Raw genomic sequence first — 26,218 nt, 5'->3', positions numbered from 1 at the left:
GAGCATCGTGTCGTTGTGCCCGTCCGGGCTCTCCAGCTCCACGCTCAGGCAATGCGCCACCACCTCATCGCCGGGCTTCCAGTTGTGCACCCCGACCCCGGTGCGCAGCACCACCCCGGCCAGGTCCGAGCCGACCACGTGGTAGGGCAGGTCGTGCCGCTTGGCCAGCGGCGAGAGCTTCCCGTACTTCTTCAGGAACTTGAACGTCGGGATCGGCTCGAAAATCGAGGTCCACACGGTGTTGTAGTTGATCGCGCTCGCCATCACCGCCACCAGCGCCTCACCCGGCCCCAGCTCCGGCACCGGCACGTCATCCACGTGCAGCGACTTGCGGGGGTCCTTGTCCCGGCTCTCCAGGCCCTCGAACATGCCGGCCTCGTCGGCGTGCACGGTCACCCCGCGGTAGCTCTCGGGCATGGGCAACGAGCCGACCGCGGCGGACTCGCCGGTCAGGATGGCCTGCTGGATCTCGCCGAGCTGCGTCATCGGTTCCTCCGCGGAGATGGGGGGTCAACGGCGTTGGCGGCAGAAATTACTCGTCGGTAACACGCGCCCACAACTGTACGAGACGGACAGCACGATTACACGCCGAACTGTAACCGACCGATCTTGACCGGCCGGCCAGTCAAGCGGACGATCGAAGGCGGCCAGCTGTTCCACCCGACGGAGGTGAGCACGAAATGAGTGAAGTCTCTACACGCGCGTGGTCCCGGCCCCACGACTGGGCCGAGGTCGTGATCGGGGTGGTCGCCGCTCTTTCACCCCTTTGGCTGAGCACGGACACGACCGCAATGTGGACGATGGTCGTCCTGGGCGCCTTGATCGCTCTCGACGGCCTGGTCTCGCTGGCGATGCCGGGCATGGTCTACGGCGAGGGTGTCCAGATCGCGCTCGGCGTGCTGCTGTTCATCGCGCCGTGGGTGATGGGGTACACGGAGTTCAACGGCGCTTCCTGGACGTCCTGGATCGCCGGGGTGCTGACGGTCATCGCGGGCGCGGCAGCGATGCCGGTCGCGAACGCCGCGCACCGCACGGCCGGCCAGCACTGACGCAGCAGGAGGCACGAATGACCGAGGATTCGGCGAAGGAGCGCATCCTCTGCGCCGCCGAGGCGCTCTTCGCCGAGTCCGGCTTCGACGCCACCCCGACCTCTCGCATAGCCGAGCAGGCCGGGGTGCCGAAGGGGCTGGTGCACTACTACTTCCGCCACAAGTCGGACCTGCTCACGGCGCTGGTCGAGCGCCTCCCGGACGAGCGCATCGAGCCGGCGGTGGTGGTGGTCCCGGGAGACCTGGCGGGCAGCCTGCGGCGCCTGGTCCGCGAACTCGACCACCGGTTCAGCAGGTCGCTGGGGCTGTCCCATTTGTTGTGGCGCGAGGCCGACACGCACCACGTGGTCCGCGACGCCCTCCACGACCGGTTCCAGGTGTTGGTCCGCCAGGTGCGGGCGGTGATCCAGGCAGCAACGGGCGGCGGGCTCCCAGCAGCGGATGTGGACCGGGCGTCGGGGTTGCTGGCCCGGGCGGTCAGCCACCGCCACGCGACGGCCCGCCATGCGGAGGGTGACCTCCCGGCGGAGTTCGACGGCGAGCTGACGTTCATCGCGGACGCTTTGGTGTCGAAGGCCGCGCCGGCGTAGGTGGGTGGGCGGGGCCTTTCGGCTGGCGCCTGCAGGCTGCACCGGCGCAACGGGGTGGGCTGTTCGGTGGGTGCCTGAGGTTCCGTTGCCTGGCTGGTGGCGGCCGACTTGCTGGGCCCTCGCCGGAGAGTCGCGCGGGTGCCGACTGCGCATCGCGCGGCTATGCCGACTTGCTGGCCGGCTTCGCCGGCCGCGCGCCAGCTGGCCGGCAGGCCCTTGCCTGCGAGCCGCCCACGCGGTCATTGCTCACCCTGCCGCCCGGCCACCCGCTGCCCGGTCGGCCGCGCGCCCGTTTCTTGTCACGGGCGTGCGGCCTGGCGGGCCGGGAATGCTTGCGCCGGAACCGATCGCCGTGGTCAGTGGGCTGTGGTGTCCTTGGCCGGTTCCACCAGCTCCACCAGCACTCCGCCCGTGTCCTTCGGGTGGACGAAGTTCACCCTGCTGTTGGATGTGCCCCTCTTTGCCTCCTCGTACAGCACGCGCAGGCCCTTCTCGCGCAGGGCCGCTGCTGCCGCGTCCACATCGGACACGCGGTATGCCAGCTGCTGCAGGCCCGGGCCGCTCTTGCTCAGGAACTTGCCGATCGGTGAGTCCTCGCGGATCGGGGCCAGGAGCTGGACCTGCGTCTCCGTGCCCGCCGCGCCGGGGGCGCGCAGCATCGCCTCCCGTACCCCCTGCTCCTCGCTCACCTCCTCGTGCGTGAGTTCCAGGCCGAAGTGCTCGCGGTGGAACTCGATGGCCGCGTCCAGGTCCGGGACCGCGATGCCGACGTGGTCGATGGCCGTCACGAACGGCCGCAGGGCGTCATTCATGGACGCAGGATAGGGGGCCCATGCGCCGGCGGGAGGCGGAATCGTCGCGTGCCCCGCCTCACACTGGCTCCATCAAGAAGCCCTGCTCCCGGGTATGGTCGGAAAAACTGCCCATGCGCCGATGCTTGGAGGACGCCGTGTCCGGTTCCGTGATCCTGGGTGCCGCCCGTACGCCGATCGGGCGCCTGCTGGGCTCCCTCAAGGACTTCACGGGTGCCCAGCTGGGCGGGGTCGCGATCAAGGCGGCCCTCGAACGCGCCGGGGTCGCCCCGGAGGCGGTGCAGTACACGATCATGGGCCAGGTGCTGACCGCCGGCGCCGGCCAGATCCCGGCCCGCCAGGCCGCGGTCGCTGCGGGCATCCCGATGAGCGTGCCCGCCCTGACCATCAACAAGGTCTGTCTCTCCGGTCTCGACGCCATCGCGCTCGCCGACCAGCTGATCCGGGCCGGCGAGTTCGACCTCGTCGTCGCCGGTGGCCAGGAGTCGATGACCCAGGCACCGCACCTGCTGCCCAAGTCCCGCTCCGGCTTCAAGTACGGCGACAGCACCCTCGTCGACCACATGGCCTACGACGGCCTCTTCTGCGCCTTCGACCAGGTCGCCATGGGCGCCTCGACGGAGAAGTACAACTCCCGCTACGGCCTCACCCGCGAGCAGCAGGACGCGTTCTCCGCCCGCTCCCACCAGCGCGCCGCCGAAGCGATCAAAAACGGCTACTTCGCCGACGAGATCGCGCCGGTCTCCATCCCGCAGCGCAAGGGTGATCCGGTCGTCTTCGACACCGACGAGGGCGTCCGCGCCGACACCACCGCCGAAGGCCTCGCCAAGCTGCGCCCGGCCTTCGCCTCCGACGGCACCATCACCGCGGGCTCGGCCTCGCAGATCTCCGACGGCGCCGCCGCCGTCGTCGTGGCCAGCAAGGCGAAGGCCGAGGAGCTCGGCATCACGCCGCTCGCCGAGATCGGCGCGCACGGTGTCGTCGCCGGGCCCGACGCGAGCCTGCACGAGCAGCCCTCGAACGCCATCCTCGCCGCTCTGGCCAAGGCGAACCTCACCGCCGACGCGCTCGACCTCGTCGAGATCAACGAAGCCTTCGCCGCCGTCGGGCTCGTCTCGACCGAGAAGCTCGGCCTCGACCCGGAGAAGGTCAACGTCAACGGCGGCGCCATCGCCCTCGGCCACCCGATCGGCGCCTCCGGCGCGCGACTCGCCGTGCACCTGATCCACGAGCTGCGCCGCCGCGGCGGCGGGCTCGGCGCGGCCGCCCTCTGCGGTGGCGGCGGCCAGGGCGACGCCCTGCTGCTGCGGGTGCCGTCGGCGTAAGTGACCGGACCACTCGACCTCGACGACCTCGTCGGCCGCGCGCGGGACGGGCAACCCCGTGCCGTCGCGCGGCTGCTGTCGCTCGTCGAGGACGCCCACCCCCGCGTCGCCGAGATCGCGCGGGCGCTGACCCCGCACACCGGGCGGGCGCGGGTCGTCGGGCTCACCGGGCCACCCGGGGTCGGCAAGTCGACTTCGACGTCGGCGTTACTCACCGCGTTGCGCGCGGAAGGCAAGCGGGTCGGCGTCCTGGCCATCGACCCGTCTTCGCCGTTTTCCGGCGGGGCGCTGCTCGGCGACCGCATCCGGATGACCGAGCACGCCACCGATCCCGGCGTGTTCATCCGCTCGATGGCCACGCGCGGCCACCTCGGCGGGCTCTCGTGGGCGACTCCGCAGGCCGTGCGCGTGCTCGACGCCGCGGGCTTCGACGTCGTGCTCATCGAGACCGTCGGCGTCGGTCAGTCCGAAGTGGACGTCGTGAAGCTGGCCGACACCACCGTGGTGCTGCTCGCACCCGGGATGGGCGACGGCATCCAGGCCGCGAAGGCCGGTGTGCTGGAGATCGCCGACGTCTTCGTCGTCAACAAGGCGGACCGCGAGGGCGCCGACGCCACGGTGCACGACCTCAAGCAGATGATCTCGTTGGCCCGCCGGGAAATCCGGGGGCCGAGCTGGCGGCAGCCGATCGTCCGGACCGTCGCGGCGAAGAGCGAGGGCGTCGACGAAGTCGTGCAGGCGCTGGCCGCGCACCACGACTGGCTCGTGGCGCACGACGAGCTGGCCCGGCGCCGGGTGGCCCGCGCACGCGACGAGGTCGAGGCCATCGCGCTCCGCCGGTTGCGGGCCGAGCTGGTCGACCTGCGCGGCGGGGGACGGCTCGCCGGGGTCGCCGAGCGGGTCGTGGCGCGGGAACTCGATCCCTTCGCCGCGGCCGAAGAGCTGATCGCGGACCTTCGCGGCTAACGCGGACGCCAGCCGAGCGAGCAGAAACCTCGCCGCCGCAACGGGTCTTCGCCGGAACGTCATGGTGTCTCCCCTCCCGGTGCGGCGGGTTTGCCGCGTGCTGACCATCGTGCGCCGGGGGTCCGACAATTTCCGGGGGCGGCCGCCGAGCTTCACCCGATGGGCTGACGAGGGCGACTTTCGCCGGTTCTGGCTGTCGGTGCCGGGCCCTAGACTGCGGGGCGCTCCGGAACCGGGCGATCACTGGGAGGGCGTGCAGATGAAGAAGGCACTCGTCACCGCGCTGGCGGCAGGCGCGTTGTTCGTGGCCGGGAACGGCGTCGCCGCGGCGGCCGACGCGCCGCCGAAGACGACCCACGGACCCTGCCAGTACACCGAAACCCCGGACGAGCCGCCCGCGCGGCCGGTGCCGCTGCCGCCCGACCCGCGGCACACGCCGAGCCACGGCAAGGTCGACGTCGCGATCCCGACCAGCCAGGGCGCGCTGCCCCTGCGGCTCGACCGCGCGAAGGCGCCGTGCACCGTGCAGAGCTTCCTGCACCTGGCCCGGCACCGGTTCTACGACCACACGGTGTGCCACCGGCTCACGGCGTACCCGACGCTGAAGGTGCTGCAGTGCGGCGACCCGACGGCGACCGGCGAAGGCGGGCCGGGGTACAGGTACAAGGACGAGCTGCCGGTCGACCTGCCGCCGGCGCCGACCGACCCGACCGGCGCCCGGCGGGTCTACGCGCGTGGCCTGCTCGCGATGGCGAACGCGGGCCCGGACACGAACGGCTCGCAGTTCTTCGTCGTGTACGGCGATTCCGCGCTGCGGCCGAACTACACGGTGTTCGGCACGGTCGGCGAGGAAGGGCTGAAGACCCTCGACAAGGTGGCGGCGGGCGGAATCCAGCCGACCGCGGACGACCCGGCGCCGGTCGACGGGACGCCGGTGCTGCGGACGGAACTGCTGCGCGTCCGGCCGGACTGCTGGTTCTGACGGTGACCGCGGGCCGCTCCGGTGGGGTGGCCCGCGGGCATCTCGCGTGACTGGCGGGGCATCTCGTGTGATTGGAGGGGCATCACGTGTGATTGGAGGGGCATCACACGTACCTGGATGGACGACTCGCGTATCTGGATGGACGACTCGCGTACCTGGGTGGACGACTCGCGTACCTGGAGGGTCGGGGGTTAGGTGGTTATTTCTTGGAGGGCGTCCACCAGGGTTTGGGTTGCTCCGGTGAAGGCGTGCTTGGGGGTTGCTGCGTAGCCGACCACCAGGCCTCCTGGGCCGTCGGGGGTCATCCAGTGGCTGGAGAGGCCCTCGATGCCGATGGCGCGGCGGCGGCAGGCCGCCAGGGCCGTTGCCTCGGGCGGGCCGTCCGGCGGGAGGCGCAGCAGGAGGTGCAAGCCCGCCGCGATGCCTTGCGGGCGCACCGAGTCCGGCAGGGCGGCCAGCAGCCGGGCGCGGCGGGATCGGTACTCCGCGCGGCTGCGGCGGACGTGCCGGTCGTACGCGCCCGAGTCGATCAGCTCGGCCAGGGCCAGCTGGTTCAGCAGCGCCGGGCGCGAGCCGCTGTCCAGCATCGCCGCGCGGACCAGCTCCACCAGTGACCGCGGCAGCACCAGCCAGGCCAGGCGCAGCGCCGGGGCGAGCGTCTTGCTGGCCGTGCCCGCGTACACCACCCGCTCCGGCGCCAGCGCCTGCAACGCCCCGACCTGCTGGCGGTCGAAGCGGAACTCGCCGTCGTAGTCGTCCTCCAGCACGAACGCCCCCGAGTCGCTCGCCCGGCGGGCCAGCGCCGCGCGCCGGGGCGGGGCCAGGGTGACGCCGGTGGGGTACTGGTGCGCCGGGGTGACGACCACCGCCGGGCTGTCCCAGGCCGACACGTCGAGGCCGTGTTCGTCGACGTCCACGCCGACCACGCGCGGTCCCTGCGCCGCCGCGATGGACCGGTACAGCGGCAGGGACGGGTTCTCGAACGCCAGCTCCGCGATGCCCAGCCCGGAAAACGCCCGGGCCAGCACCGCGATGGCGTGCGAAAACCCGTGGCAGACGACGATCCGCGCCGGGTCGGCGACCACCCCGCGGGCCCGGGCGAGGTAGCCGGCGAGGGTGTCGCGCAGCTCGGGCGCGCCCAGCTCCGACTCGTAGCCGAACGCCGCCGCCGGCGTCCGCAGCAGGGCGCGCCGGGTGGCGGTGAGCCACGCCTGCCGGGGGAACGCCGTCAGGTCCGGGCGGCCCGGGCGCAGGTCCCAGCGCGGCGCCGGGTCGCGCGGTGCTTGCCGGGGCGCCGACTGGGGGAGCGACCCCGCCGTCGCCACGCGGGTCGGCGCGCCCTGGGCCGTGTGCAGGTACCCTTCCGCGGCCAGGTCGGCGTACACGCGGGTGACCGTGCCGCGGGCGACGCCGAGGTCGTGGGCCAGCGCGCGGGTCGAGGGCACCGCCGCGCCCGCCTGCCACCGGCCGTCCCGGATGGCGGCGCGGATGGCCGCCGCAAGCCCGGTCCGGCCGGACGAGGGCTGCCAGCCGAGGTGGACGTCGAGCCCGGAACTGGACCACGAATCCGTCATGTGACTGGACCATACCCGTGGACCAGTTGTCGCTAGCGTGGACGGCATGACCAAGCGAATCGGGCTCGGGGGCGCTCCCGAGCTCTACCAGGCGATGGCGAACCTGCAGGCCGAGGTGAACAAGGCCGGCGCCAACGCGGGGCTCGACCCGAAACTGCTGGAACTGGTGAAGACCCGCGCGTCGCAGATCAACGGCTGCGCGTTCTGCCTCGACATGCACACCCGCGACGCCCTCGAGCTGGGCGAGTCGCCGCGCCGGCTGTTCGTGCTCGACGGCTGGCGCGAGACCGACCTGTTCACCGAGCAGGAGCAGGCCGCCCTCGCCCTCACCGAGGCGATGACCAAGCTCTCCGCCACCCAGTCCGTGCCCGACGACGTCTACGAGCAGGCGGCGAAGGTGTTCACCGAGGACCAGTACCGCGCGGTGGCCTGGGAGGTCATCGCGATCAACAGCTGGAACCGGATGACCATCACCAGCCACACCCCGCTCCCGAAGCGCGACTCGTGACCGCGGCCGCGCTCAGGGCGCTGCACGTCCCCGGTAAGCCGCTGGTCCTCCCGAACGCCTGGGACGCCGACACCGCGAAGCTCGTCGAGGCCGCCGGATTCCCCGCCGTGGCGACCAGCTCGGTCGCCGTCGCGGCCGCACTCGGGTTCCCCGACGGTGAGAAGGCGCCCGCGGACGAGATGTTCGCCGCCGCCGCCCGGATCGCGAAGGCGGTCGGCGTGCCGGTGAGCGTCGACGCCGAGTCCGGCTACGGCCTGTCCAGCGCCGAGCTGGCGGGCCGGCTGCTCGACGCCGGCGCCGTCGGCTGCAACTTCGAGGACACCGACCACACGTCCGGCGGTGTCCGGCCGGTCGCCGAGCAGGCGGAGCGGATCGCCGCGCTGCGCGAGGCGGCGGGGGACGGCCTGGTCATCAACGCCCGGGTCGACTCCTTCCGCGGGGTGGACGCGAAAGAAGCGCTCGCCGACGGCGTCGCGCGGGCGAAGGCGTACCTCGAAGCGGGCGCCGACTGCGTCTACCCGATCCACCTGCGCACGCCGGAGCTGATCGCGGAGTTCGTGCAGGGGGTCGGCGGTGCGGTCAACGCGCCGGCGTGGCCGGGCAGCCCGGGCCTCGAAGGCCTCGCCCACCTGGGGGTGGCGAGGATTTCGCTGGGCGGCGGGCTGTGGCAGTACGTGCGGAAGCAGCTGGAAACCACCCTCAAGGGCGTCGCCGAGGGCAAGCTGCCGTACTGAGACATGGCCGAAGGCCGTCGCGAAGGGATCGGGAACACCCTCGCGACGGCCTTCGGTGTCGGTGTACCTAGTGGACGACGGCCTTCTCGGCGCCCGCGCCGGTCAGGGAGCGGACCTCCATCTCGGCGTACTTCTTCTCGTCGTGCTCCTTCGACAGGATCGTGCCGAGCCAGCCGAGGATGAACGCGGCCGGGATCGAGACGATGCCCGGGTTGCTCAGCGGGAACCAGGCGAAGTCGGCCGTCTTGATCATCGACGTGCTCTTGCCGGACACCGCGGGCGAGAACACGATCAGCACGATCGTGATGGCCAGGCCGCCGTAGATCGACCACAGCGCGCCCTGGGTGTTGAACCGCTTCCAGAACAGCGAGTAGAGGATCGTCGGCAGGTTCGCCGACGCCGCGACCGCGAAGGCCAGCGCCACCAGGAAGGCGACGTTCTGCCCGTTGGCCAGGATGCCGCCGCCGATGGCGAGGGCGCCGATGACCACCGCGGTGATCCGGGCGACCTTGACCTCCGAGTCCGGCGACGTCTTGCCCCGCTTGACGACGTTCGCGTAGACGTCGTGGGCGAAGGACGCGGACGCCGTGATCGTCAGGCCGGCGACCACCGCGAGGATCGTCGCGAAGGCGACCGCGGAGATCAGGCCCAGCAGCACCGGCCCGCCCAGCTCCAAGGCGAGCAGCGGGGCCGCGGAGTTGACGCCGCCCGGGGCCTTCTTGATCGTGTCCGGCCCGACCAGCGCACCGGCGCCGTAGCCCAGCACCAGCGTGAACAGGTAGAACACGCCGATCAGGACGATCGCCCAGACCACCGAGCGCCGCGCGTCGCGGGCCGTCGGGACCGTGTAGAACCGCATCAGGACGTGCGGCAGGCCCGCGGTGCCCAGCACCAGCGCGATGCCGAGGGAGAAGAAGTCCAGTTTGGACGTTCCGGTGGCGCCGTACTGCTTGCCCGGGCCGAGCAGCGTCTCCCCGGCCTTGCCCGCCTTGTCGACGGCGGCCTGCAGCAGGCTGGAGAAGTTGAAGTTGTACTTGCCGAGCACCCACAGGGTGATCACGAGCGCGCCGACGATGAGCAGCGCGGCCTTGATGATCTGCACCCAGGTGGTGCCCTTCATGCCGCCGATCAGCACGTAGGCGATCATGATCACGCCGACCACGGCGATGACCAGCGCCTGCGCGCCCGAGCCTTCGACGCCGAGCAGCAGCGCGACCAGGCCGCCGGCACCCGCCATCTGGGCCAGCAGGTAGAAGAACGACACGGCCAGCGTCGACGTCGCGGCCGCGGCCCGCACCGGGCGCTGCTTCATCCGGAAGGCCAGCACGTCGCCCATGGTGAACTTGCCGGTGTTGCGCAGCAGCTCCGCGACCAGCAGCAACGCCACGAGCCACGCCACGAGGAAGCCGATGGAGTAGAGGAAGCCGTCGTAGCCGTTGATCGCGATGGCGCCGGCGATGCCGAGGAACGACGCCGCCGACAGGTAGTCACCCGAGATCGCGATACCGTTCTGCGGGCCGGTGAACGCGCGGCCGGCGGCGTAGTAGTCCGACGCCGTCTTCGTGTTGCGGCTGGCCCGGAACACGATCACCAGGGTGATCACCACGAACGCGGCGAAGATCAGGATGTTGAGGAGCGGGTTGCTGCCTTCCACCCCCGCGGCGAGCGTCTTCATGCCTGCTCCTTCTCGATGTCCTCGCGGATCTTCTCGGCGACCGGGTCGAGCTTCCGGTTCGCGTACCGGACGTAGAGGCCGGTGATCACGAACGTCGAGACGAACTGCAGCAGGCCGAAGATCAGGCCGATGTTGATGTTGCCGAACACCTTCGTGCTCATGAAGCCGTGCGCGTAGTCCGCCAGCAGCACGTACAGCAGGTACCAGACGAGGAACAGCGCCGTCATGGGGAAGACGAACCGGCGCAGGCGGCTGCGCAGCTCGCGGAACTCGGTGCTCTCGTGCGCGTGTTCCCAGACGGTCTCAGACGTTTCCGGGGGACCGCCGGTGTCCGTCGTGCTCATCGCTGCTCCCTGCGACGCTGCGGAAAGTGACGTGCGCCACCGTAGGGAGGTGTGAGTCTCGCGTGAAGATTCAGCGGTTCAACAGCCGTGCCAGACGACGAACGGTTGACGAACGGTCGCGCGGTCCTGCCGAACGGGGTTCGTCCAGGTGCAGGCGGAGCATCGCCGCCGTCGACCAGGCGGGGGGTCTGCCTCGCAACGAGACCAGCGCCATTGCGCCGAATGCCAGCGGTACCGACCAGGGTGCCGGTTGCTGCACCAAGATCGCCACCCAGCCGTGCAGCGGCGGCCCGGCGAGGGCGAACAGGATCGAGCCGGACGAGGCCAGCAGCCCGGTCAGCACCCCGGCGATCGCGCCGGTCGCGGTCAGCCGCGGCCACCAGATGCCGAGCACGAGCAGCGGGCAGAACGTCGACGCGGCCACCGTGAAGCCCCACGTGACCAGCACCCCGGCGTCGAGCTCGGCCGAGCGCAGCGCCAGCAGCACCATGATCCCGGCGACGCCGAACACCGCGATCCGCAGCCGCCGCAGCCCGCCGGGGACGAGGTCGTGCGCGATCGCGCCCGACATCACCAGCAGCAGGCCCAGCGACGTCGCCAGGAACGCGGCGAACGCGCCCGCGGTCAGCAACGCCGTGAACAGGCCGCCGGCCCAGCCGCTGTCCACTTGGTACGGCAGCGCGACGACCACGGTGTCGGTGGCGCCGGAGAGGTAGAGCCCGGGGACGAGCACCCGCCCGAGCACGCCGTAGACGCCGGGGAAGAGGTAGAAGACGCCGAGCAGCGCGACGGTGATCGCGGCCGTGCGGCGTGCGGCGCGGCCGTCCGGGCTGGTGTGGAAGCGCATCAGGACGTGCGGCAGGCCCATCGTGCCGAGCATGGTCGCGATGAGGACGGCCCAGGTGCCCAGCAGCGGGTAGCCCTGGTCGCCGAGGTCGAGCAGCGGGCGCCGCCAGTCGGGGCCGCCGAGCGCGGCGCCGCCGCGGACCGCCGGGACGGCCGCGCCCGTGCCGAACACGACTTCGTCCTGGCTGTGCGCGGTGAATTCGCCCGGCGGCAGGGTCTCGACGACGCCGTTGCGCCGCACCGGGGTCGGCTCGCGGATCTCCATGGTGACGTCGACTTCGAACCGCACCGGCGTCTCGCGGGCGAAGTGGGTGAACTCGACGGGGTTGAGCGCGTCGGTCCGGTTGACCGCGCCGGCCTGCAGCACCAGCCAGATCGCCGGGATCAGGAACAGCAGCAGCTTCAGCACGAACTGGAACGCCTGCACGTACGTCGCCGCGCGCATCCCGCCCAGCGCCAGTGTGACGCTGACCGCGGCGCCGGCCAGCACCACGCCGACCCAGTACGGCGTGCCGCCGACGGCGGTGAGCACCAGGCCGGCGGTGCGGAACTGCGGGACGACGTAGATGGTGCCGATCACCAGCACGACGACGGCGGCCAGGCGGCGCAGGGCGGGGGAGTTGAGCCGGGCTTCGGCGAAGTCCGGGACGGTCAGCGCGCCCGACCGGCGCATCGGGGCGGCGACGAGCACGAGCATCGCGATGTAGCCGGCGGTGAAGCCGACCGGGTACCACAGCGCCCCGATGCCGTCCTTGACGACGAGCCCGGCGACGCCGAGGAAGGAGGCGGCGGACAGGTATTCGCCGGAGACGGCCGCGGAGTTGACCAGCGGCGAGATGCGGCGGGACGCGACGAGGAAGTCCGACGTCGTGCGCATGGCGGCGACGCCGCGGACGCCGATCAGCAACGTCACGAGCACGACCGGCGCGACGGCGAGCGCGATGCCCACTACTCGTCCTCGAGGCGTTCGGCGCGGCGCAGCTGCCAGCGGGCCAGGAGGGCCATCGCGGGGTAGGGGAGGACCGCGAGCATCAGCCAGGACAGCGGAATTCCCAGCAGCCGCACGGAGTCCAGGGCCGGGAAGAGCGCGAAGATCGCGGGGAGGCCGAGCAGCAGCGTGAACATCAGGACGAGGGCGGGAATGCCGCGGCGGCGCTGGGCGGCGTAGAGAGCGGTGGCGCGCTGGGTGTCGCCCGCGGGCAGGCGCGGCTGCCGCCAGCGGCCGCGCGACCGGCGGCGGGCGTGGGCGAGGCGGGTCTGCGGGCTGGTGACGGCGACCCGGCGGATCTTGCTCATCGGGAGTCGGATCCGAGCTGGCCGCGCTGCGCGGCTTCGAGCAGCCTGTCCCGCAGGTCTCGCGCGTGACGACGGCTCACCGGGACGTCGCCCGCCTCTGTGTGGGCCAGCAGCCCGCCCGCCGTGTCGCTGCGCAGCTCCAGCACCGCCCCCACGGAGAGCAGGAACCCGCGGTGGACCCGGCTGAACCCCGTGCCCTCCCAGTACTCCTCCAGCCGCGAGATCGGCATCCGCACCAGGTGCACGCCGCCGCGCGTGTGCAGGCGGACGTAGTCGCCGTGGGCCTCCACGAACAGCACGTCGTCGCGGCGGACGTACCGCGTCCGGCCGCCCGACTCCACCGGCAGCGCCGCCATCGCGTCCGGCGTCGGCCGCGACGCCGGGGTCGCCATCCGCATGACCTTCGCCAGCGCCGTCGACAGCCGTTCGGTGCGGACCGGCTTCAGCAGGTAGTCCACCGCGCCGATGCCGTACGCCGTCACCGCGTGGCCGTCGTGCGCGGTGACGAACACGATCACCGGCGGCTCGCTCAGCTTCGCCAGCAGCGACGCGAGTTCGAGCCCGTCGAGGCCCGGCATCGAGATGTCGAGGAACACCGCGTCGAAGCGATCCGCCTGAAGCAGCTTCAACGCCTTCAGCGCGTCACCCGCCCCGACGACTTCGCCGACTTCGGGCGCTTCGCGCAGCATCCGGCAGAGTTCGTCCAGCGCGGGCGGCAGGTCGTCGACGGCGAGTACCCGGAGGCCCGTCACGGCAGCACCCCCGGCTGGAACCGCGGCACCCGTACGATCACCCGGGTGCCCGCGCCGACCTCGGTCTCCACGGTCAGGCCGTACCAGGCGCCGTAGACGTCCCGCAGCCGTCTGTCCACATTGGCCAGTCCGAGCCCGGCGGGGTCGTCCTCGCCGGTGCGCCCGGCCAGGATGTCCGCCGCGCGCTTCGGGTCCATGCCGACCCCGTCGTCCTCGACGAAGATCACGCAGTCGTTCCCTTCCGCCTGGCCGTGCACCTGGACCTGCCCGGTGCCCGACCGCGGCTCGATGCCGTGCCGGATCGCGTTCTCCACCAGCGGCTCCAGCACCAGGTACGGCACCGCGACGGCGAGGATCTCCGGCGCGACCCGCACCTGGACGCGCAGCCGTTCCCCGAGCACCGCCCGCTGCAGCGCCAGGTACGTCTCGATCGCGCGGAACTCTTCGGCGACCACGGTGTACTCGCCGTGGCGGGCCAGGCTGTAGCGCGTGTAGTCAGCGAAGTCGAGCATGAGGTCGCGGGCCCGGTCGGGGTCCGAGCGCACCAGCGACGCGATGACCGTCAGCGCGTTGTAGACGAAGTGCGGCGACATCTCCGCCCGCAACGCGCGCAGCTCGGCCTGCGCCGCCTGCTCCGCGGACGCCTCGAGCCGCCACCGCTCCAGCGCGTGCACCACGAGGTCGGCGGCCTGGGCCGCGACCGCGTCCCGGACGTCCCCGACCACCAGCAGCGCCCCGGCCAGTTCGTCGTGGACGTGCAGCGGCAGCACCAGGACGTCGGGCGCGGAGCCGGGTTCTTCGCTGTGGAGGACGCCGTCGAGCACCGACGCGACGACGGCGTCCGGCCCCGGCCGGCCCGACCACAGCAGCGAGCCGGACAGGTCGGTGAGGCCGAGGCCGGGGAAGCCGAACAGCCGCCGCAGGCCGTGCGCGGCGCGCCGCGCACGGGTGCCGGACAGGCCGTCGCGCAGGTCGTCGGTGACGCGGCGGGCCGCGGCGAGCACCGGCAGCGGGTCGGCGCGGGACGCCGGGCGCAGGTGCACGGTCATCGGGCCTCCCCTCGGCGACGGTGTCCAGGGCAGTAGATCCTACGGCTACGCGGGCCCGTCGCGGTCGGCCAGCACCTGGGCGTGGCGGCGGAAGCGGCGCCAGGTCCGGTAGTGGTCGAGCGACGTGACGCCGCCGAGCAGGCTCGCGTTCGCCGGGTACGGCCGGTCCGGCAGCGAGATCCAGCCGGTCGTGCGCGTCTCCTTGACCGCCACCGGCACCGGCCGGAACGTCGTCGGGTCGAGCCCGTCGCTGTGCCGGACGACCTCGTCGAAGAACCACGCCGACGTGATCAGCGCCAGCACCCCGCGGGAGGACTTCAGCGCCTCCTTCAGCGGCTTCGCCTCCAGCAGCCGGAACGTCTGGTTGATCGCCGGCGCGGTGACGCCGTGGTCGTCGTAGGCGATCTCGCCCGCGTGCAGCGCCATCCGGAGCCGGATCCGGGCGCCCGGGTCGTGCGTGCGGTTGTGCCGGTGCAACGCCACGGCGAGCGCGGCGGGCAGGAACTCGACGAAGAGCCCCTTCGGTACCTCCGGCGGGACCAGGACGAACACGCCGTCGCCGCAGTCTTCGCGACGGCATTCCGCCCACGGGACGCCGGCGTCGTCGAACGCCCGGCACAGCGCGTGGTACAGCCCTTCGCGCAGCGCCAGCCGGTGTGGTGTGGTTCTGCGCTGGTCGCCGTAGCCTTCGACGTCCACGGCGAAGATCGTCCGGTGCAAAGCCGGCCGCTCGTACTTCATCGCACCCTCCCTGCGATCATGCATCCGGCCAGTGCAGATGCATGTGCAGATGAGTGTGACGCGGGACACCCGTCCGGGTAAACGGTTCGTGCGGTGAGCGGTTATCCCACCGCGATGACCGGCACCGGGTGTTCACTGCCGGTGAACACCGCTGGTCAAAGCCCTGCGGGCACCCGAGGGCACCCGCAGGACTCTGACGGACTACTCAGCAGGACTGCTTGTAGAAGTACTGAGAGTTGGCTTCCATGTCGGCCTTGGTGATCGAATGCAGCTCCGCGGTGAGGTTCCGCGTCACCGGCTTGCCCTCGATCGCGGCGACCGCCTGCTGGACGCCCTGGGTGCCGATCGAGGCCGGGTCCTGGGCGATCAGGGCCTGGTACTGGCCGTTCTTCAGGCCTTCGACCTCCGACGGGCTCGCGTCGAAGCCGATCAGGTTGACCGCGCCGACCTTGCCCGCGTTGCGCAGGCCGGTCGCCGCGCCCTCGCCGGTGTTGAGGTTGGTCGCGAAGACGCCGATGAGGTCCGGGGTGGCCGCCAGCGCCGCGGTCACCTTCGACGCGGCCTGGTCCGGCTCGTTCTGGGTGAACTGGACGCCGATCGACTTCAGGTTCGGCGTGTTCTTCAGTTCGTCTTCGAAGCCCTTGGCGCGTGCCGCGGTCGTCGACGTACCGGCGATCGTGTCGAGGACCAGCACCGAGCCGCTCTTGCCGTTCGCGAGCTTCGCCATCGTCTGCGCGGCGAGCTTGCCGCCCGCGGCGTTGTCGGACGAGATCGACGAGGCGGCCACGGTGGTGTCCTTGAGCGCGGTGTCGACCTCGACGATCTTCGCGCCGCGCGACTTCACCTGCTGGATCGGCCCCAGCATCGCGGTGTCGTCGGTCGGGGCGATGAGCAGCGCGGCCGGCGGGTTCGCGCCGAGCGCGTTGACCAGCTGGGTCTGCAGCGGCGCGTCGAACTTCTGGGGCGCCTGCGTGGTCAGCTCGTAGCCGAGCTTCTTCGCCTCGGCCTCGGCGCCGCACTGCAGCGAGATGTAGAACGGCTCGGCCTGCACACCCGGGACCAGCGCCAGCTTCTTGGAGCCGGCCTGGCTGCCGCCGCCCGAGTCGCCGACCGTGCCGGAGCACGCGGTGAGCAGCGCGGCGGCCGAAGCGAGCGCCCCGGCGGCGACGAGTGTCTTGGTCAAGTTCATCGGAAGCACCTCTTTGTACTCGGGGAACTCAGCGGGAGTTGCGTTGCCGTCGCCGTCGCTGGTCGAACCACACGGCCGCGATCAGGACCGCCCCGACGGCGATCATCTGCCAGAAGTCGGGGACCTGAACGATGTTGAAGCCCTTCTTCAGCACGGCCGGGATGAACACCCCGATCACCGTGCCCAGCACCGTGCCGACGCCGCCGAAGAGGCTCGTCCCGCCCATCACGGTGGCCGCGATGGCGTTCAGGTTGTCGCTGGTGTGCCCGGTGATGGTGGTCGAGTTGTAGTAGGCCAGCGAGAGGAACCCGGCCAGCCCGGCCAGGAAGCCGGTCAGCGTGTAGATCTTCATCAGGTGGGCGGTGACGCCGATGCCCGCTCGCCTCGCGGCTTCGGCGTTCGAGCCGATGGCGTAGGTGTAGCGGCCGAACTTCGTGGTGTGCAGCAGCCACGCCCCGGCCAGGGTGATCACCACGGCGATCAGCACCAGGTTCGGCACGATGCCGAGCGAGGTGCCGGCGCCGAGCTGCTTGTTCAGGACCACCGGGACCGTGCGCACGTCGCTGCCGTTGTTGATCAGCAGTGCCGCGCCGAGGGCCGCGCCCATCGTGCCGAGCGTGACGATCAGCGGCGGGATGCCCGCCACGGCGATGAGGAAGCCGTTGATCAGGCCCCACACCGTCCCGGCCAGGATGGCGACGACCAGCCCGGCGACGATGACGCCCCAGCCGGCCTGCCCGGCGTTCCCGCCGGACATCGCCTCCATCGTCCGGCCGCCGACCATGCCGGCGAAGATGAGCACTGAGCCCACGGACAGGTCGATGCCGGACGTGATGATCACGAACGTCATGCCGACCGAGAGCACCAGCAGCACGGACGTCTCGATGAACAGCAGCTGGAAGTTGTACAGGGTCGGGAACGCGCTCGGCGCGAGCACGCTGAACACGACGATCAGCGCCACCAGGACCAGCGCGATCCAGAACGTGTTGGCCCCGATCAGGCGTTTGCCCAGGGGGCGCTTGCCGAAACCCGCGTCCGGTGCTTGCTGGATGTCCTTCGCGGGCGCGGTCACGCGGCCTCCTCCTGCACGAGGGCGCCGGTCATCGCGGCGACGAGGTCTTCGAGCTTCGTGTCCCGGCCGGTGAACCGGGCGACGCGCTTGCCGAGCCGCAGCACCTCGACGCGGTCGGCGACCGACAGCACCTCGGGCATGTTGTGGCTGATCAGCACCACGGCGATGCCCTTGTCGCGCACCTTCTTGATGACGTCGAGCACGCGCTCGCGCTGGACGACGCCGAGCGCGGCCGTCGGTTCGTCCATGAACACGACCTTCGACGCCCAGACGACCGAACGCGCCACCGCGACGCTCTGCCGCTGGCCGCCCGACAGCGAGCCGATCGGGACGTCGGTGCTCTGCAGCGTCACGCCGAGGCGCTGGAACTCCTCGATCGCCTGGCGCCGCATCTCGTTCTTGTCGAGCATCCCGAGCTTGCCGAGGAGGCCCTTGCGGTGGATCTCGCGGCCGAGGAACAGGTTGGCCGCCGGGTCGAGCTCGGGTGCGACCGCGAGGTCCTGGTAGACGGTCTCGATGCCGAGGCGCCGCGCGGTGGTCGGCGAGTCGAAGTGAACCTCCTGGCCGTCCAGGAGGATCCGCCCCGACGTCGGCTGCTCCGCCCCGGACAGGCACTTGACCAGCGTGGACTTGCCGGCGCCGTTGTCGCCGATCAGGGCCGTCACCTCGCCCGCGCGGGCCTGGAACGACGCGCCGCGCAGGGCTTCGACCGAGCCGTAGTGCTTGGTGAGGTCGATCGCGTCCAGCAGGGTTTCGCTCATCCGTGCCTCTCCTCCGGCGCCGGCGGGCGGCAGCGGATCGCCGTCGCCGTGCCGGACAGCTCGGTCTGGCCGGCGTCGAACGGGACGACGTACGTGTCGCCCTTCGCCAGCGCGTACTCGCCGCCGTGTTCGGTGCGGAGGGTGCCTTCGCCGTCGAGCACGACGAGAACGGCGAACGACGGGTCGAGTGACAACGTTGTCGCCTCGTCGGTGCGCAGCTGCTCGGCTCGGAAGAACCGCTCCGATCCGCCGGCCAGCAGGTCCACAGTGGACGCGGAGTCGCCCGCCGTGCGCTTGATGATGGTTTCGAGGCGCTCGGCGTCCCAGCCCGAGGTGTCGAGGGCCTCGATGGCGGTGTCGAAGCCCAGGCCGAGGTGGCCCTTCTCCGGCGACGCGAGGAAGTCGCGCCATTCGATGGTGAGCGAGAAGTCCGTCGGCTGTTGCAGCTCGACGACGAACACACCCTCGCCGATCGCGTGCGGCAGCCCGGCCGGGATGTAGACGGTGTCGCCCGCCGACACCGGGATGCTGTTGAGCGCGCCCAGCATCGACGGCACGTCCTGCTCCCGCGTCCATTCGGACACCGTCGCCTTCGACAGCGTCTCCTTGAAGCCGGGGTAGACGCGCGGGTCGTCGCCGTAGGTGCCGACCACGATCCACGCCTCGGTCTTGCCGAAGTGGGAGTCGAAGTGCCGCTTCGCGAAGGTGTCGTCCGGGTGGAAGTGCACGGGCAGCCGCTGGCCCGCGTCGAGCAGCTTCACCAGCAGGCCGGTCGACGTCCCGAGCGCTTCGACGTGCTTCGCGCCGAGCCAGCCGTTCGGGTTCGCCACGACGGCGTCGCGCAGCCAGGCGCCGTCCGGGAGCCGGGTGAGGCCGTTGGTCTCCTGGCCGAACATCGTGGTCGCCGAGGCGACCCAGTCCTCCGGGCCGAACTTCTTGTCCGGCGAGGCGCCGCGCAGGGCCGCGATGGCGTCGCCGCCGCGGTAGAACTGCGGCGGCTGGTTGGCCGGGAGGCGGATCGGTTCGAGGCTCACGGGGCGACCTCACCGGAACCACGGGCGACGAGATGCACGGGCAGGACTACCTTTCTCGGCGGGGACTGATCTCCTTGGACGCGGGCGAAGAGCAGCTCGGCCGCGGCGTGGCCCAGTGCGCTGACGTCGTGCGCGACGACGGTGACCGGCGGGTTCAGCAGGTCCGCCAGCTCGAAGTCGTCGAACCCGACCATCGCCGGGCGGCGCTCGGCGTGGGCCAGCGCGCGCAGCAGGTGCACGGCGACCCGGTTGTTGCCGGCGATCACCGCGGTGGCCGCGTCCGGGCCGTCGAGCAGCCGCTTGACGGCGTCGCCGACCGAGTCCGGCGTGGGCGTCCCCATCGAGACCAGCGACTCGTCGTAGGAGATCCCGTTGCGCACGCAGCCCTCGCGGAACCCGCGCAGGCGCTCGGCCGCGGTGAAGATGTCGGGGCTGTCGCCGAGGAACGCGATCCGCCGGTGGCCGTGGTGCGCCAGGTGCGTGACGGCCTCGATGGTGCCGCCGAGGTTGTCGACCAGCACGGTGTCGGCCACGATGTCGCCGGCCGGGCGGTCGATGAACACCACCGGCGTGCCCGCGCGCATCTCCGGCACCAGGTAGCCGTGCTGCAGGCCGGCCGGGACGACGAGGATGCCGTCCACCCGCCGCGCGCAGAACTCCAGCACGAGCTCGCGCTCGCGGTCGGAGTTCTCCTCGGACGAGCCGGTGAGCACCTGGCGCCCGAACGACGTCGCGATCCGCTCGACCGCGCGGTTCAGTTCGGAGTAGAAGGGGTTGCCGACGTCCTCGACGATCAGCCCGATGGTGCCGGTCGTGGACCCGCGGCGCAGGTTGCGCGCGCCCAGGTTGCGCCGGAACCCCAGCTGCTCGATGGCCGCCATGACCCGCTCGGCGGTGTCGGGGTGCACGGCCGGTTCGTCGTTGACCACGCGCGAGACGGTCTTGATGCTCACGCCGGCCAGCCGGGCCACGTCGCTCATCGTGGCCCGCCTGCTCGCGGTGCGCGTGCTGCCGTCCCGGTCCCGGCCCGGAGGAGACAACGTTGTCATAGTGACCGGGATTGAACGCCACCGGCCCGGTGCTTGTCAACGCCCCGGACGTGGATTGTGCCGATTCGGCTACGGACGGCGTAGGACAGACGGCTGATCACCCTGTCCGGAAGTGGACAGGTCTTGACGTGTCCCTTGACTGTCCGGTGAGTGGCTACCCAAGGTGGCCGGGTTCGACCGACTGCGCGACAAGGTTGTCATGGCACCGTTTCCGGTCGCGCTGATGAGGTGGAGAGGCGAGGGCAATGGCGCGAGCGCGCTTCAGAGCCGGTTTAACTTTCCTGACCCTGGCGGTGACGGCAGCGGTGGCTCCCGCTGTGCCCGCCGTGGCGGCGACCAGCACCGATTACGCGAAGTGGGTCAACCCCTTCGTGGGCACCCGGCCCGGTGGGGCCGACCACGGCACCGGGGGCGGGGCCGGCAACACGTTCCCGGGCGCGGTGGCGCCGTTCGGCATGGTCCAGTGGAGCCCGGACACGGTGAAATCCCAGCCCGGCGGCTACTTCTACGACGACAACGCGCTGACCGGGTTCAGCCTGACGCACCTTTCGGGCGCGGGCTGCTCGACGTACCAGGACATCCCGTTCATCCCGTACGTCGGTGAGGTGACGACGTCCCCGGCGACGGACCCCGGGCACTACACGTCGAAGTTCTCCCACGCCAACGAACACGCGACCGCGGGCGCCTACGACGTCACCCTCGACAGCGGCGCGAAGGTCGAGCTCAGCGCGACCCAGCGCACCGGCTCGGCCCGCCTTACCTACCCGGCGGGCGCGTCCTCGACGCTGCTGGTCAACACCTCCGGCTCGGTCAACGGCACCGACGACGCGTCGATCACCATCGGCAAGGACACCATCAGCGGCTGGGCCACCAGCGGCCGCTTCTGCGGCGCGCGCAACAGCTACCGCGTCTACTTCTCGGCCAAGTTCGACACGCCGTTCGCGTCGATCGGCACCTGGAAGAACGGCGCCGTGACGCCGAACAAGGCCGCCGAAACCGGCGGCGCCAAGGCGAAGGTCGCGCAGCCCAACGGCGTGAACGCCTCGATCGCGCGCCCGGCCAAGGCGGCGCCCCAGAACACCACCGTCAGCGGCCCGGGCAGCGGCGGGTACGTCACCTTCGCCAACCTCAACGGCGCCCAGGTGAACGTCCAGGTCGGACTGTCCTTTGTGTCCGTCGACGGCGCGAAGGCCAACCTGAAGGCGGAGAACACCGGCAAGTCGTTCGACAAGGTCGCCGCGGCCGCGCGGAAGTCCTGGAACGACCAGCTCGGCAAGATCGCCGTCACCGGTGGCTCCGACGACCACCTGACGACGTTCTACACCTCGCTCTACCACTCGCTGATCCAGCCGAACGTGTTCTCCGATGTGGACGGTCAGTACCCCGGCTTCGACGGCCGGATCCACCAGGCCGACAAGGGCCACGCGATGTACACGAACTTCTCCGGCTGGGACATCTACCGCTCGGAAACCCCGCTGCTGGCGACGATCGCGCCGAAGGAGACGTCGGACATCGTCCGGTCGATGATGGCCTACGCCGAGCAAGGCGGCTCGTGGGACCGCTGGACGGTCGCCAACGACTACACCGGCGTGATGAACGGCGACCCGTACCACATCATCGTCTCCAGCGCGTACGCCTTCGGAGCCCGTGACTTCGACGCCCAGAAGGCGTTGCTGCTCATGATCAAGGGCGCCACCCAGCCGACCCAGGGCTACACCGAGCGGCCGGGGCTCGAGGACTACCAGAACCTCGGGTACGTCCCGGGCGCGGGCGCCGACACGCTCGAATACACGAGCGCGGACTTCGCCATCGCCCAGTTCGCCAAGCGCCTCGGCGACTCCGCGACCTACACGACGTTCATGAAGCGCGCCCAGAACTGGCAGAACCTCTACAACCCGGGCACCGGCCACCTGCAGCCGCGCAACGCCGACGGCTCCTTCGCCGGCACCTACAACCCGGCCAGCTCGCAGGGCTGGGTCGAAGGCAACGGCGCCCAGTACGACTGGATGGTGCCCTACGACCTCGGCGGCCTCGTCACGGCGTTCGGCGGCAACACCGCCGTCCAGTCGCGGTTGGACACGTTCTTCACGCAGCTCAACGCGGGCACGCAGCTGCCGTACGCGTTCATGGGCAACGAGCCGAACTCGAACGCCCCGTGGGTGTACTCCTACGCGGGTGCGCCGGCCAAGACGCAGTCGATCGTCCGGCGGTCGATGAACGAGCTGTACAACCCGCGTCCCGAAGGCCTGATCGGCAACGACGACCTCGGCCAGATGTCGTCCTGGTACGTCTGGGCCGCGCTCGGCATCTACCCGGAGATCCCGGGCCGCGCCGAGTTCGTGCTCAACACGCCGCTGTTCGGCAAGGCCGTGCTGACCACCGGCGCGGGCAAGAAGATCACCGTCACGACGTCCGGCACCGGCGACTACATCGCGGGCTTGAAGGTCAACGGCGGCGACGCGGCGAAGGCGTGGATGCCGGAGGCGCTCGTCTCGACCGGCGCCGCCCTGGACTACACGCTGTCGGCGACCCCGACCGCGTGGGGCAGCGCGGCGGCCGACGCCCCGCCGTCCTTCCGCGACCAGGAGAAGCCGAGCCTGTCGTTCGTCAACCCGGCCCGGGCGGTGACCCCGGCGGGGTCGGCGTCCAAGGTCTCGGTGGGCGTCCAGGACCTCTCCGGCACGGCCCGAAACTGGACGTACTCCGCGGGCAGCGTCGACGGCATCACGCTGACCCCGGCGACCGGCAGCATCGCGGTGCCCGCCGCGGGCAAGGCGCAGGCCGAGCTCACGGTGTCGGTGCCGGCGGGCCTGGCCGACGGGGCCCGGCGCATCCCGGTGACGTTCTCCGCGCCCGGCGTGGCGTCGTCGCAGGCGGTGCTGACCGTGCTCGTCGCGCAGCCGAACAGCTGGCTGGCCACGGTGAACAACGCCGGCATCTCGCCGGACGCGAAGCCCGCGGCGGCGAACTTCGACGGCGGCGGCTGGAGCTACTCGGCCGACGCGCTGGCCGCGGCGGGGGCCACCCCGGGCTCGACCGTCACCAGTGACGGGCTCAAGTTCACGTGGCCGTCGTTCCCGGCCGGGGACCCGGACAACGTGATCGCTTCGGGCCAGACGGTGAACGTGAGCGGGTCCGGGCGCCTGGCGTTGCTCGGCTCGGCGTCCAACGGCAACGCGTCCGGCACGCTGACCGTCACCTACACCGACGGCAGCAAGTCCACCGCCACCATCGGGTTCTCCGACTGGACCCTCGGCGGCGGCGGCGCGCAGCCGGCGTTCGGCAACCGGATCGTGCTGTCCACGCCGTACCGCAACGCCTCGGGCGGTGACCCGCAGCAGATCCGCACGATGGTGTTCGGCACCAGCCCGATCACCCTCGACGCGGGCAAGACGGTGGCGAGCGTGACGCTGCCGGGCAACGTCAGCGGCGGCGCCCTGCACGTCTTCGCGATCGGCATCGGCGCATGAAAAGCACCATCCTGGCGGGCTTTCTGACGCTCACCGCGGCCGCGACGGGGCTCACCCCCGTCGCGGCCGCGGCCGGTGGTGACGGCCTGGACGCCGTCAACACGTTCATCGGCACGCAAGATGAGGGCAACACCTTCCCCGGCGCTTCGGCGCCGTTCGGGATGACGCAGGTCAGCCCGATCACCTCGCACTACGCCGGGTACCGCTACACCGACACCGCGATCCGCGGCTTCGGGCACTTCTTCCTGTCCGGCGCGGGCTGCTGGGAGCAGGGCGGCCTGGTCTCGACGTTGCCGACGACCGGGGAAGTGGGCCCGGGCAAGGCGTTCGACACCGCGAAAGCGTCCACTTTCGACCAGAAGCAGTACGCCTCGCCGTTCACCCACGACGGCGAGGTCGGCAAGCCCGGCTACTACAAGGTCCACCTGACCGGCTACGGCGGTGTCGACGTCGAGACGACGGCGGCGACGCGCGCGGGTGTCGAGCGGTACACCTTCGCGAAGGCCGGTGACGCCAACGTCTTCGTCAACGTCGGGCAGGCCGACGATAAGGAACCGGTCACCGGCAGCAGTATCCGGATCGTCGACGACCGGACCGTCGAGGGAACCGTGGAGTCGCAGGCGTTCTGCGGCGGCAAGGCGTACACGACGTACTTCACGACGAAGTTCGACAAGCCGTTCAAGGCGTTCGGCACGTGGTCGCCGTCCGGCGGCACACCGGGCAGCCGCGAATCGAACGGCGGTGCGGGCCTGCGCGGTGCGTGGCTGACCTTCGCGGGCGGTGGCCAGGTCACCGCGACGACGGCGATCTCGCAGGTCGACGCCGCCGGTGCCCGGGTGAACCTGGCGTCGGAACGCATCCGGTCGTTCGACGCGACCAGGGACGCGGTCCAGCGCACCTGGCGCCGCGAGCTGTCCACTGTGGACATCAAGGGCGGCACGCCGGACGACCGCACGGTGTTCTACACCTCGCTCTACCACGCGCTGCTGCAGCCGCTGACGGCGAACGACGCCGACGGCCGCTACTACGGCTTCGACAAGAAGATCCACCGGGCGGTCGGCTGGACGTACTACGACTTCTTCTCGCTGTGGGACACCTACCGCTCGCAGAACCAGCTCCTCGCGCTGCTGCGGCCGGACCGGGCGCGGGACATCGCGAAGAGCATCCTGGCCATCCACGACCAGGGTGGCTGGCTGCCGCGGTGGGCGTACGCGAGCCAGGAGACGAACACGATGACCGGCGACCCGGTCACGCCGTTCCTGGTCGACCTGTGGCGCTTCGGCGCGCTGTCCGGCGAAGAAGCGCACGCCTACCAGGCGCTCCTGCAGAACTCGCGCGAGATCCCGCCGGCGGCGTCGCCGTTCCAGGGCCGTTCGGGCAACGCGAGCTACCAGAAGGACGGGTTCGTCCAGTACGACCCGGACTTCCCGAAGAAGGGCCAGGACACCGACCCGAACCACGGCGCTTCGGCCACCTTGGAGTACGCGCTCGGTGACTGTTCGCTGTCGGTGATGGCGGCCGCGCTGGGCAAGAAGGCCGACGCCGCCGCGTTGAAGCAGAAGGGCCGGACCTACCGGACGTTGTGGGACGAATCGCAGACCGACCGCGGCTTCACCGGCTTCTTTCGGCCGAAGGTCCTCGGCGGCGCGTGGTTCTCCCCGGACGGCAAGCCGTACAGCCCGCAGAGCCAGGACGGCTTCCACGAGGGCACGGCCTGGCAGTACCAGTGGCTCGTCCAGCAGGACGTGCCCGGCCTGGTGCAGCGGATGGGCGGCTCGGCAGCCACCGGGAAGCGCCTCGACGACTTCTTCGCCTACGACGAACTGGTGAAGGACCCGGCGACGGCGGTGCGCGAGAACTGGGTCGTCGGCCCGTACGACTACTACGACCAGTTCCGCTACAACCCCAACAACGAGCCGGACCTGCACTCGCCGTGGATGTACGCGCTCACCGGGCAGCCGGCGAAGACGTCGACAGTCGTGCGGGCGGCGCACACGCTGTTCACCAACGCGCCCAACGGCGTCACCGGGAACGACGACCTCGGCACCATGTCGGCGTGGTACGTCTTCAGCGCTCTTGGTCTTTATCCCGCCGTCCCGGGGACTGGGAACTTCGTGCTCAACGCGCCGCGGTTCGCGAAGTCCGTGCTGCACCTGGAGAACGGGCGCGACATCACGATCAAGGCGCCGGGCGCGTCCGGTGCACAGCTGCAGTACGTGTCGTCCCTTCGCGTGGACAGCAAGGTCAGTGACCGCGTGTACGTCAACGTGGACCAGCTGAAGCGCGGGACGACGCTCGACTTCGGCCTGACCGCCGACGCGACGGCGAAGTGGGGGACGTCACCCTCGTCCGCCCCGGTTTCCCCCTGCGCGGAGTAGACAAGGGACGCTCACGGCCGTG

General features: G+C 71.1%; 24 protein-coding genes. 9 read left to right on the top strand and 15 right to left on the bottom strand.

Going from position 1 to position 26,218, the window contains the following annotated elements:
• The coding region (locus tag OO60_RS25635; protein WP_033262194.1) for an alcohol dehydrogenase catalytic domain-containing protein at positions 1-486 on the bottom strand (486 nt) is incomplete at its 3' end.
• 194 nt (positions 487-680) lie between these two features.
• On the opposite strand from OO60_RS25635, the gene OO60_RS25630 reads away from it, so the two are divergent.
• Both OO60_RS25630 and OO60_RS25625 read left to right on the top strand, forming a co-directional pair.
• Positions 681-1,049 (top strand): SPW repeat protein, encoded by a 369-nt coding sequence (locus tag OO60_RS25630; protein ID WP_155848917.1) that lies wholly within the window; start codon positions 681-683, stop codon positions 1,047-1,049.
• Between the two features lie 17 nt (positions 1,050-1,066).
• On the top strand, positions 1,067-1,639 hold the full coding sequence (locus OO60_RS25625; RefSeq protein WP_003088119.1) for a TetR/AcrR family transcriptional regulator: 573 nt from the start codon (positions 1,067-1,069) through the stop codon (positions 1,637-1,639).
• Positions 1,640-1,995: 356 nt separating this feature from the next.
• On the opposite strand, the gene mce is transcribed toward OO60_RS25625, so the two are convergent.
• Positions 1,996-2,451 (bottom strand): methylmalonyl-CoA epimerase, encoded by a 456-nt coding sequence (gene mce / locus OO60_RS25620; RefSeq protein ID WP_003088116.1) that lies wholly within the window; start codon positions 2,449-2,451, stop codon positions 1,996-1,998.
• Positions 2,452-2,588: 137 nt separating this feature from the next.
• Between mce and OO60_RS25615 the strand changes: the two genes are divergently transcribed.
• From OO60_RS25615 to OO60_RS25605, 3 genes are all read left to right on the top strand, one after another.
• Entirely contained in the window at positions 2,589-3,776 is a 1,188-nt protein-coding gene (locus OO60_RS25615; RefSeq protein ID WP_003088113.1) for an acetyl-CoA C-acetyltransferase, read from the top strand.
• Positions 3,777-4,742: a methylmalonyl Co-A mutase-associated GTPase MeaB gene (gene meaB / locus OO60_RS25610; protein ID WP_003088110.1), complete on the top strand. Its 966-nt coding sequence runs from the start codon at positions 3,777-3,779 to the stop codon at positions 4,740-4,742. It begins immediately after the preceding gene.
• A 259-nt stretch (positions 4,743-5,001) separates the two neighbouring features.
• Positions 5,002-5,724 (top strand): peptidylprolyl isomerase, encoded by a 723-nt coding sequence (locus OO60_RS25605; RefSeq protein ID WP_003088109.1) that lies wholly within the window; start codon positions 5,002-5,004, stop codon positions 5,722-5,724.
• 191 nt (positions 5,725-5,915) lie between these two features.
• Here the strand turns inward: OO60_RS25605 and pdxR are convergent, their stop codons facing one another.
• Complete coding sequence (gene pdxR / locus OO60_RS25600; protein WP_033262193.1) at positions 5,916-7,298, bottom strand: MocR-like pyridoxine biosynthesis transcription factor PdxR; 1,383 nt, start codon at positions 7,296-7,298, stop codon at positions 5,916-5,918.
• A gap of 46 nt (positions 7,299-7,344) precedes the next feature.
• Between pdxR and OO60_RS25595 the strand changes: the two genes are divergently transcribed.
• Together OO60_RS25595 and OO60_RS25590 are read left to right on the top strand one after the other, a co-directional pair.
• The gene (locus OO60_RS25595) at positions 7,345-7,806 is read left to right on the top strand and encodes a carboxymuconolactone decarboxylase family protein (protein ID WP_033262213.1); all 462 of its coding nucleotides are present in this window, start codon (positions 7,345-7,347) and stop codon (positions 7,804-7,806) included.
• Complete coding sequence (locus OO60_RS25590) at positions 7,803-8,540, top strand: isocitrate lyase/PEP mutase family protein (RefSeq protein ID WP_004559962.1); 738 nt, start codon at positions 7,803-7,805, stop codon at positions 8,538-8,540. The genes OO60_RS25595 and OO60_RS25590 overlap by 4 nt, the downstream gene beginning before the upstream one ends.
• A gap of 67 nt (positions 8,541-8,607) precedes the next feature.
• Here OO60_RS25590 and OO60_RS25585 read toward each other — a convergent pair whose 3' ends face one another.
• From OO60_RS25585 to OO60_RS25530, 12 genes are all read right to left on the bottom strand, one after another.
• Positions 8,608-10,215 carry a solute symporter family protein gene (locus OO60_RS25585; RefSeq protein WP_004559961.1) on the bottom strand — a complete coding sequence of 536 codons (1,608 nt, stop codon included), beginning with the start codon at positions 10,213-10,215 and terminating at the stop codon, positions 8,608-8,610.
• Complete coding sequence (locus tag OO60_RS25580; RefSeq protein WP_004559960.1) at positions 10,212-10,559, bottom strand: DUF485 domain-containing protein; 348 nt, start codon at positions 10,557-10,559, stop codon at positions 10,212-10,214. The genes OO60_RS25585 and OO60_RS25580 overlap by 4 nt, the downstream gene beginning before the upstream one ends.
• Positions 10,560-10,629: 70 nt before the next feature.
• Positions 10,630-12,354 (bottom strand): sodium/solute symporter, encoded by a 1,725-nt coding sequence (locus tag OO60_RS25575; RefSeq protein ID WP_004559959.1) that lies wholly within the window; start codon positions 12,352-12,354, stop codon positions 10,630-10,632.
• Positions 12,354-12,701: a hypothetical protein gene (locus tag OO60_RS25570; protein ID WP_033262192.1), complete on the bottom strand. Its 348-nt coding sequence runs from the start codon at positions 12,699-12,701 to the stop codon at positions 12,354-12,356. Before OO60_RS25570 ends, OO60_RS25575 begins: the two co-directional genes overlap by 1 nt.
• Entirely contained in the window at positions 12,698-13,453 is a 756-nt protein-coding gene (locus OO60_RS25565; protein WP_033262191.1) for a LytR/AlgR family response regulator transcription factor, read from the bottom strand. The genes OO60_RS25570 and OO60_RS25565 overlap by 4 nt, the downstream gene beginning before the upstream one ends.
• Positions 13,450-14,502: a sensor histidine kinase gene (locus OO60_RS25560; protein ID WP_033262190.1), complete on the bottom strand. Its 1,053-nt coding sequence runs from the start codon at positions 14,500-14,502 to the stop codon at positions 13,450-13,452. Before OO60_RS25560 ends, OO60_RS25565 begins: the two co-directional genes overlap by 4 nt.
• 45 nt (positions 14,503-14,547) lie before the next feature.
• Positions 14,548-15,243 carry a hypothetical protein gene (locus tag OO60_RS25555; protein WP_004562949.1) on the bottom strand — a complete coding sequence of 232 codons (696 nt, stop codon included), beginning with the start codon at positions 15,241-15,243 and terminating at the stop codon, positions 14,548-14,550.
• 205 nt (positions 15,244-15,448) lie between these two features.
• Positions 15,449-16,432 carry an ABC transporter substrate-binding protein gene (locus tag OO60_RS25550; RefSeq protein ID WP_004562947.1) on the bottom strand — a complete coding sequence of 328 codons (984 nt, stop codon included), beginning with the start codon at positions 16,430-16,432 and terminating at the stop codon, positions 15,449-15,451.
• A gap of 28 nt (positions 16,433-16,460) precedes the next feature.
• A complete protein-coding gene (locus tag OO60_RS25545) occupies positions 16,461-17,504 on the bottom strand; it encodes an ABC transporter permease (protein ID WP_004562944.1) in 1,044 nt (347 codons plus the stop codon).
• The gene (locus OO60_RS25540) at positions 17,501-18,265 is read right to left on the bottom strand and encodes an ATP-binding cassette domain-containing protein (RefSeq protein WP_004562943.1); all 765 of its coding nucleotides are present in this window, start codon (positions 18,263-18,265) and stop codon (positions 17,501-17,503) included. The genes OO60_RS25545 and OO60_RS25540 overlap by 4 nt, the downstream gene beginning before the upstream one ends.
• Positions 18,262-19,299 carry a class I mannose-6-phosphate isomerase gene (locus tag OO60_RS25535; RefSeq protein ID WP_004562942.1) on the bottom strand — a complete coding sequence of 346 codons (1,038 nt, stop codon included), beginning with the start codon at positions 19,297-19,299 and terminating at the stop codon, positions 18,262-18,264. Before OO60_RS25535 ends, OO60_RS25540 begins: the two co-directional genes overlap by 4 nt.
• Entirely contained in the window at positions 19,296-20,279 is a 984-nt protein-coding gene (locus OO60_RS25530; RefSeq protein WP_004562940.1) for a LacI family DNA-binding transcriptional regulator, read from the bottom strand. Before OO60_RS25530 ends, OO60_RS25535 begins: the two co-directional genes overlap by 4 nt.
• Positions 20,280-20,593: 314 nt before the next feature.
• Here OO60_RS25530 and OO60_RS25525 point away from each other — a divergent pair, with 314 nt between their 5' ends.
• Together OO60_RS25525 and OO60_RS25520 are read left to right on the top strand one after the other, a co-directional pair.
• Positions 20,594-23,818, top strand: a complete 3,225-nt coding sequence (locus tag OO60_RS25525; protein WP_081656120.1) for a GH92 family glycosyl hydrolase — start codon at positions 20,594-20,596, stop codon at positions 23,816-23,818.
• Positions 23,815-26,196, top strand: coding sequence for a GH92 family glycosyl hydrolase (locus OO60_RS25520; RefSeq protein ID WP_004562936.1), 2,382 nt, complete (start codon positions 23,815-23,817; stop codon positions 26,194-26,196). Before OO60_RS25525 ends, OO60_RS25520 begins: the two co-directional genes overlap by 4 nt.
• Positions 26,197-26,218: the final 22 nt, after the last annotated feature.

The sequence above is a fragment of the Amycolatopsis vancoresmycina genome, assembly GCF_000716785.1.
Taxonomy (GTDB): Bacteria; Actinomycetota; Actinomycetes; order Mycobacteriales; family Pseudonocardiaceae; genus Amycolatopsis; species Amycolatopsis vancoresmycina.
The sequence above is the reverse complement of the archived record's forward strand: the minus strand, read 5'-3'. Positions and strand labels throughout refer to the sequence as shown.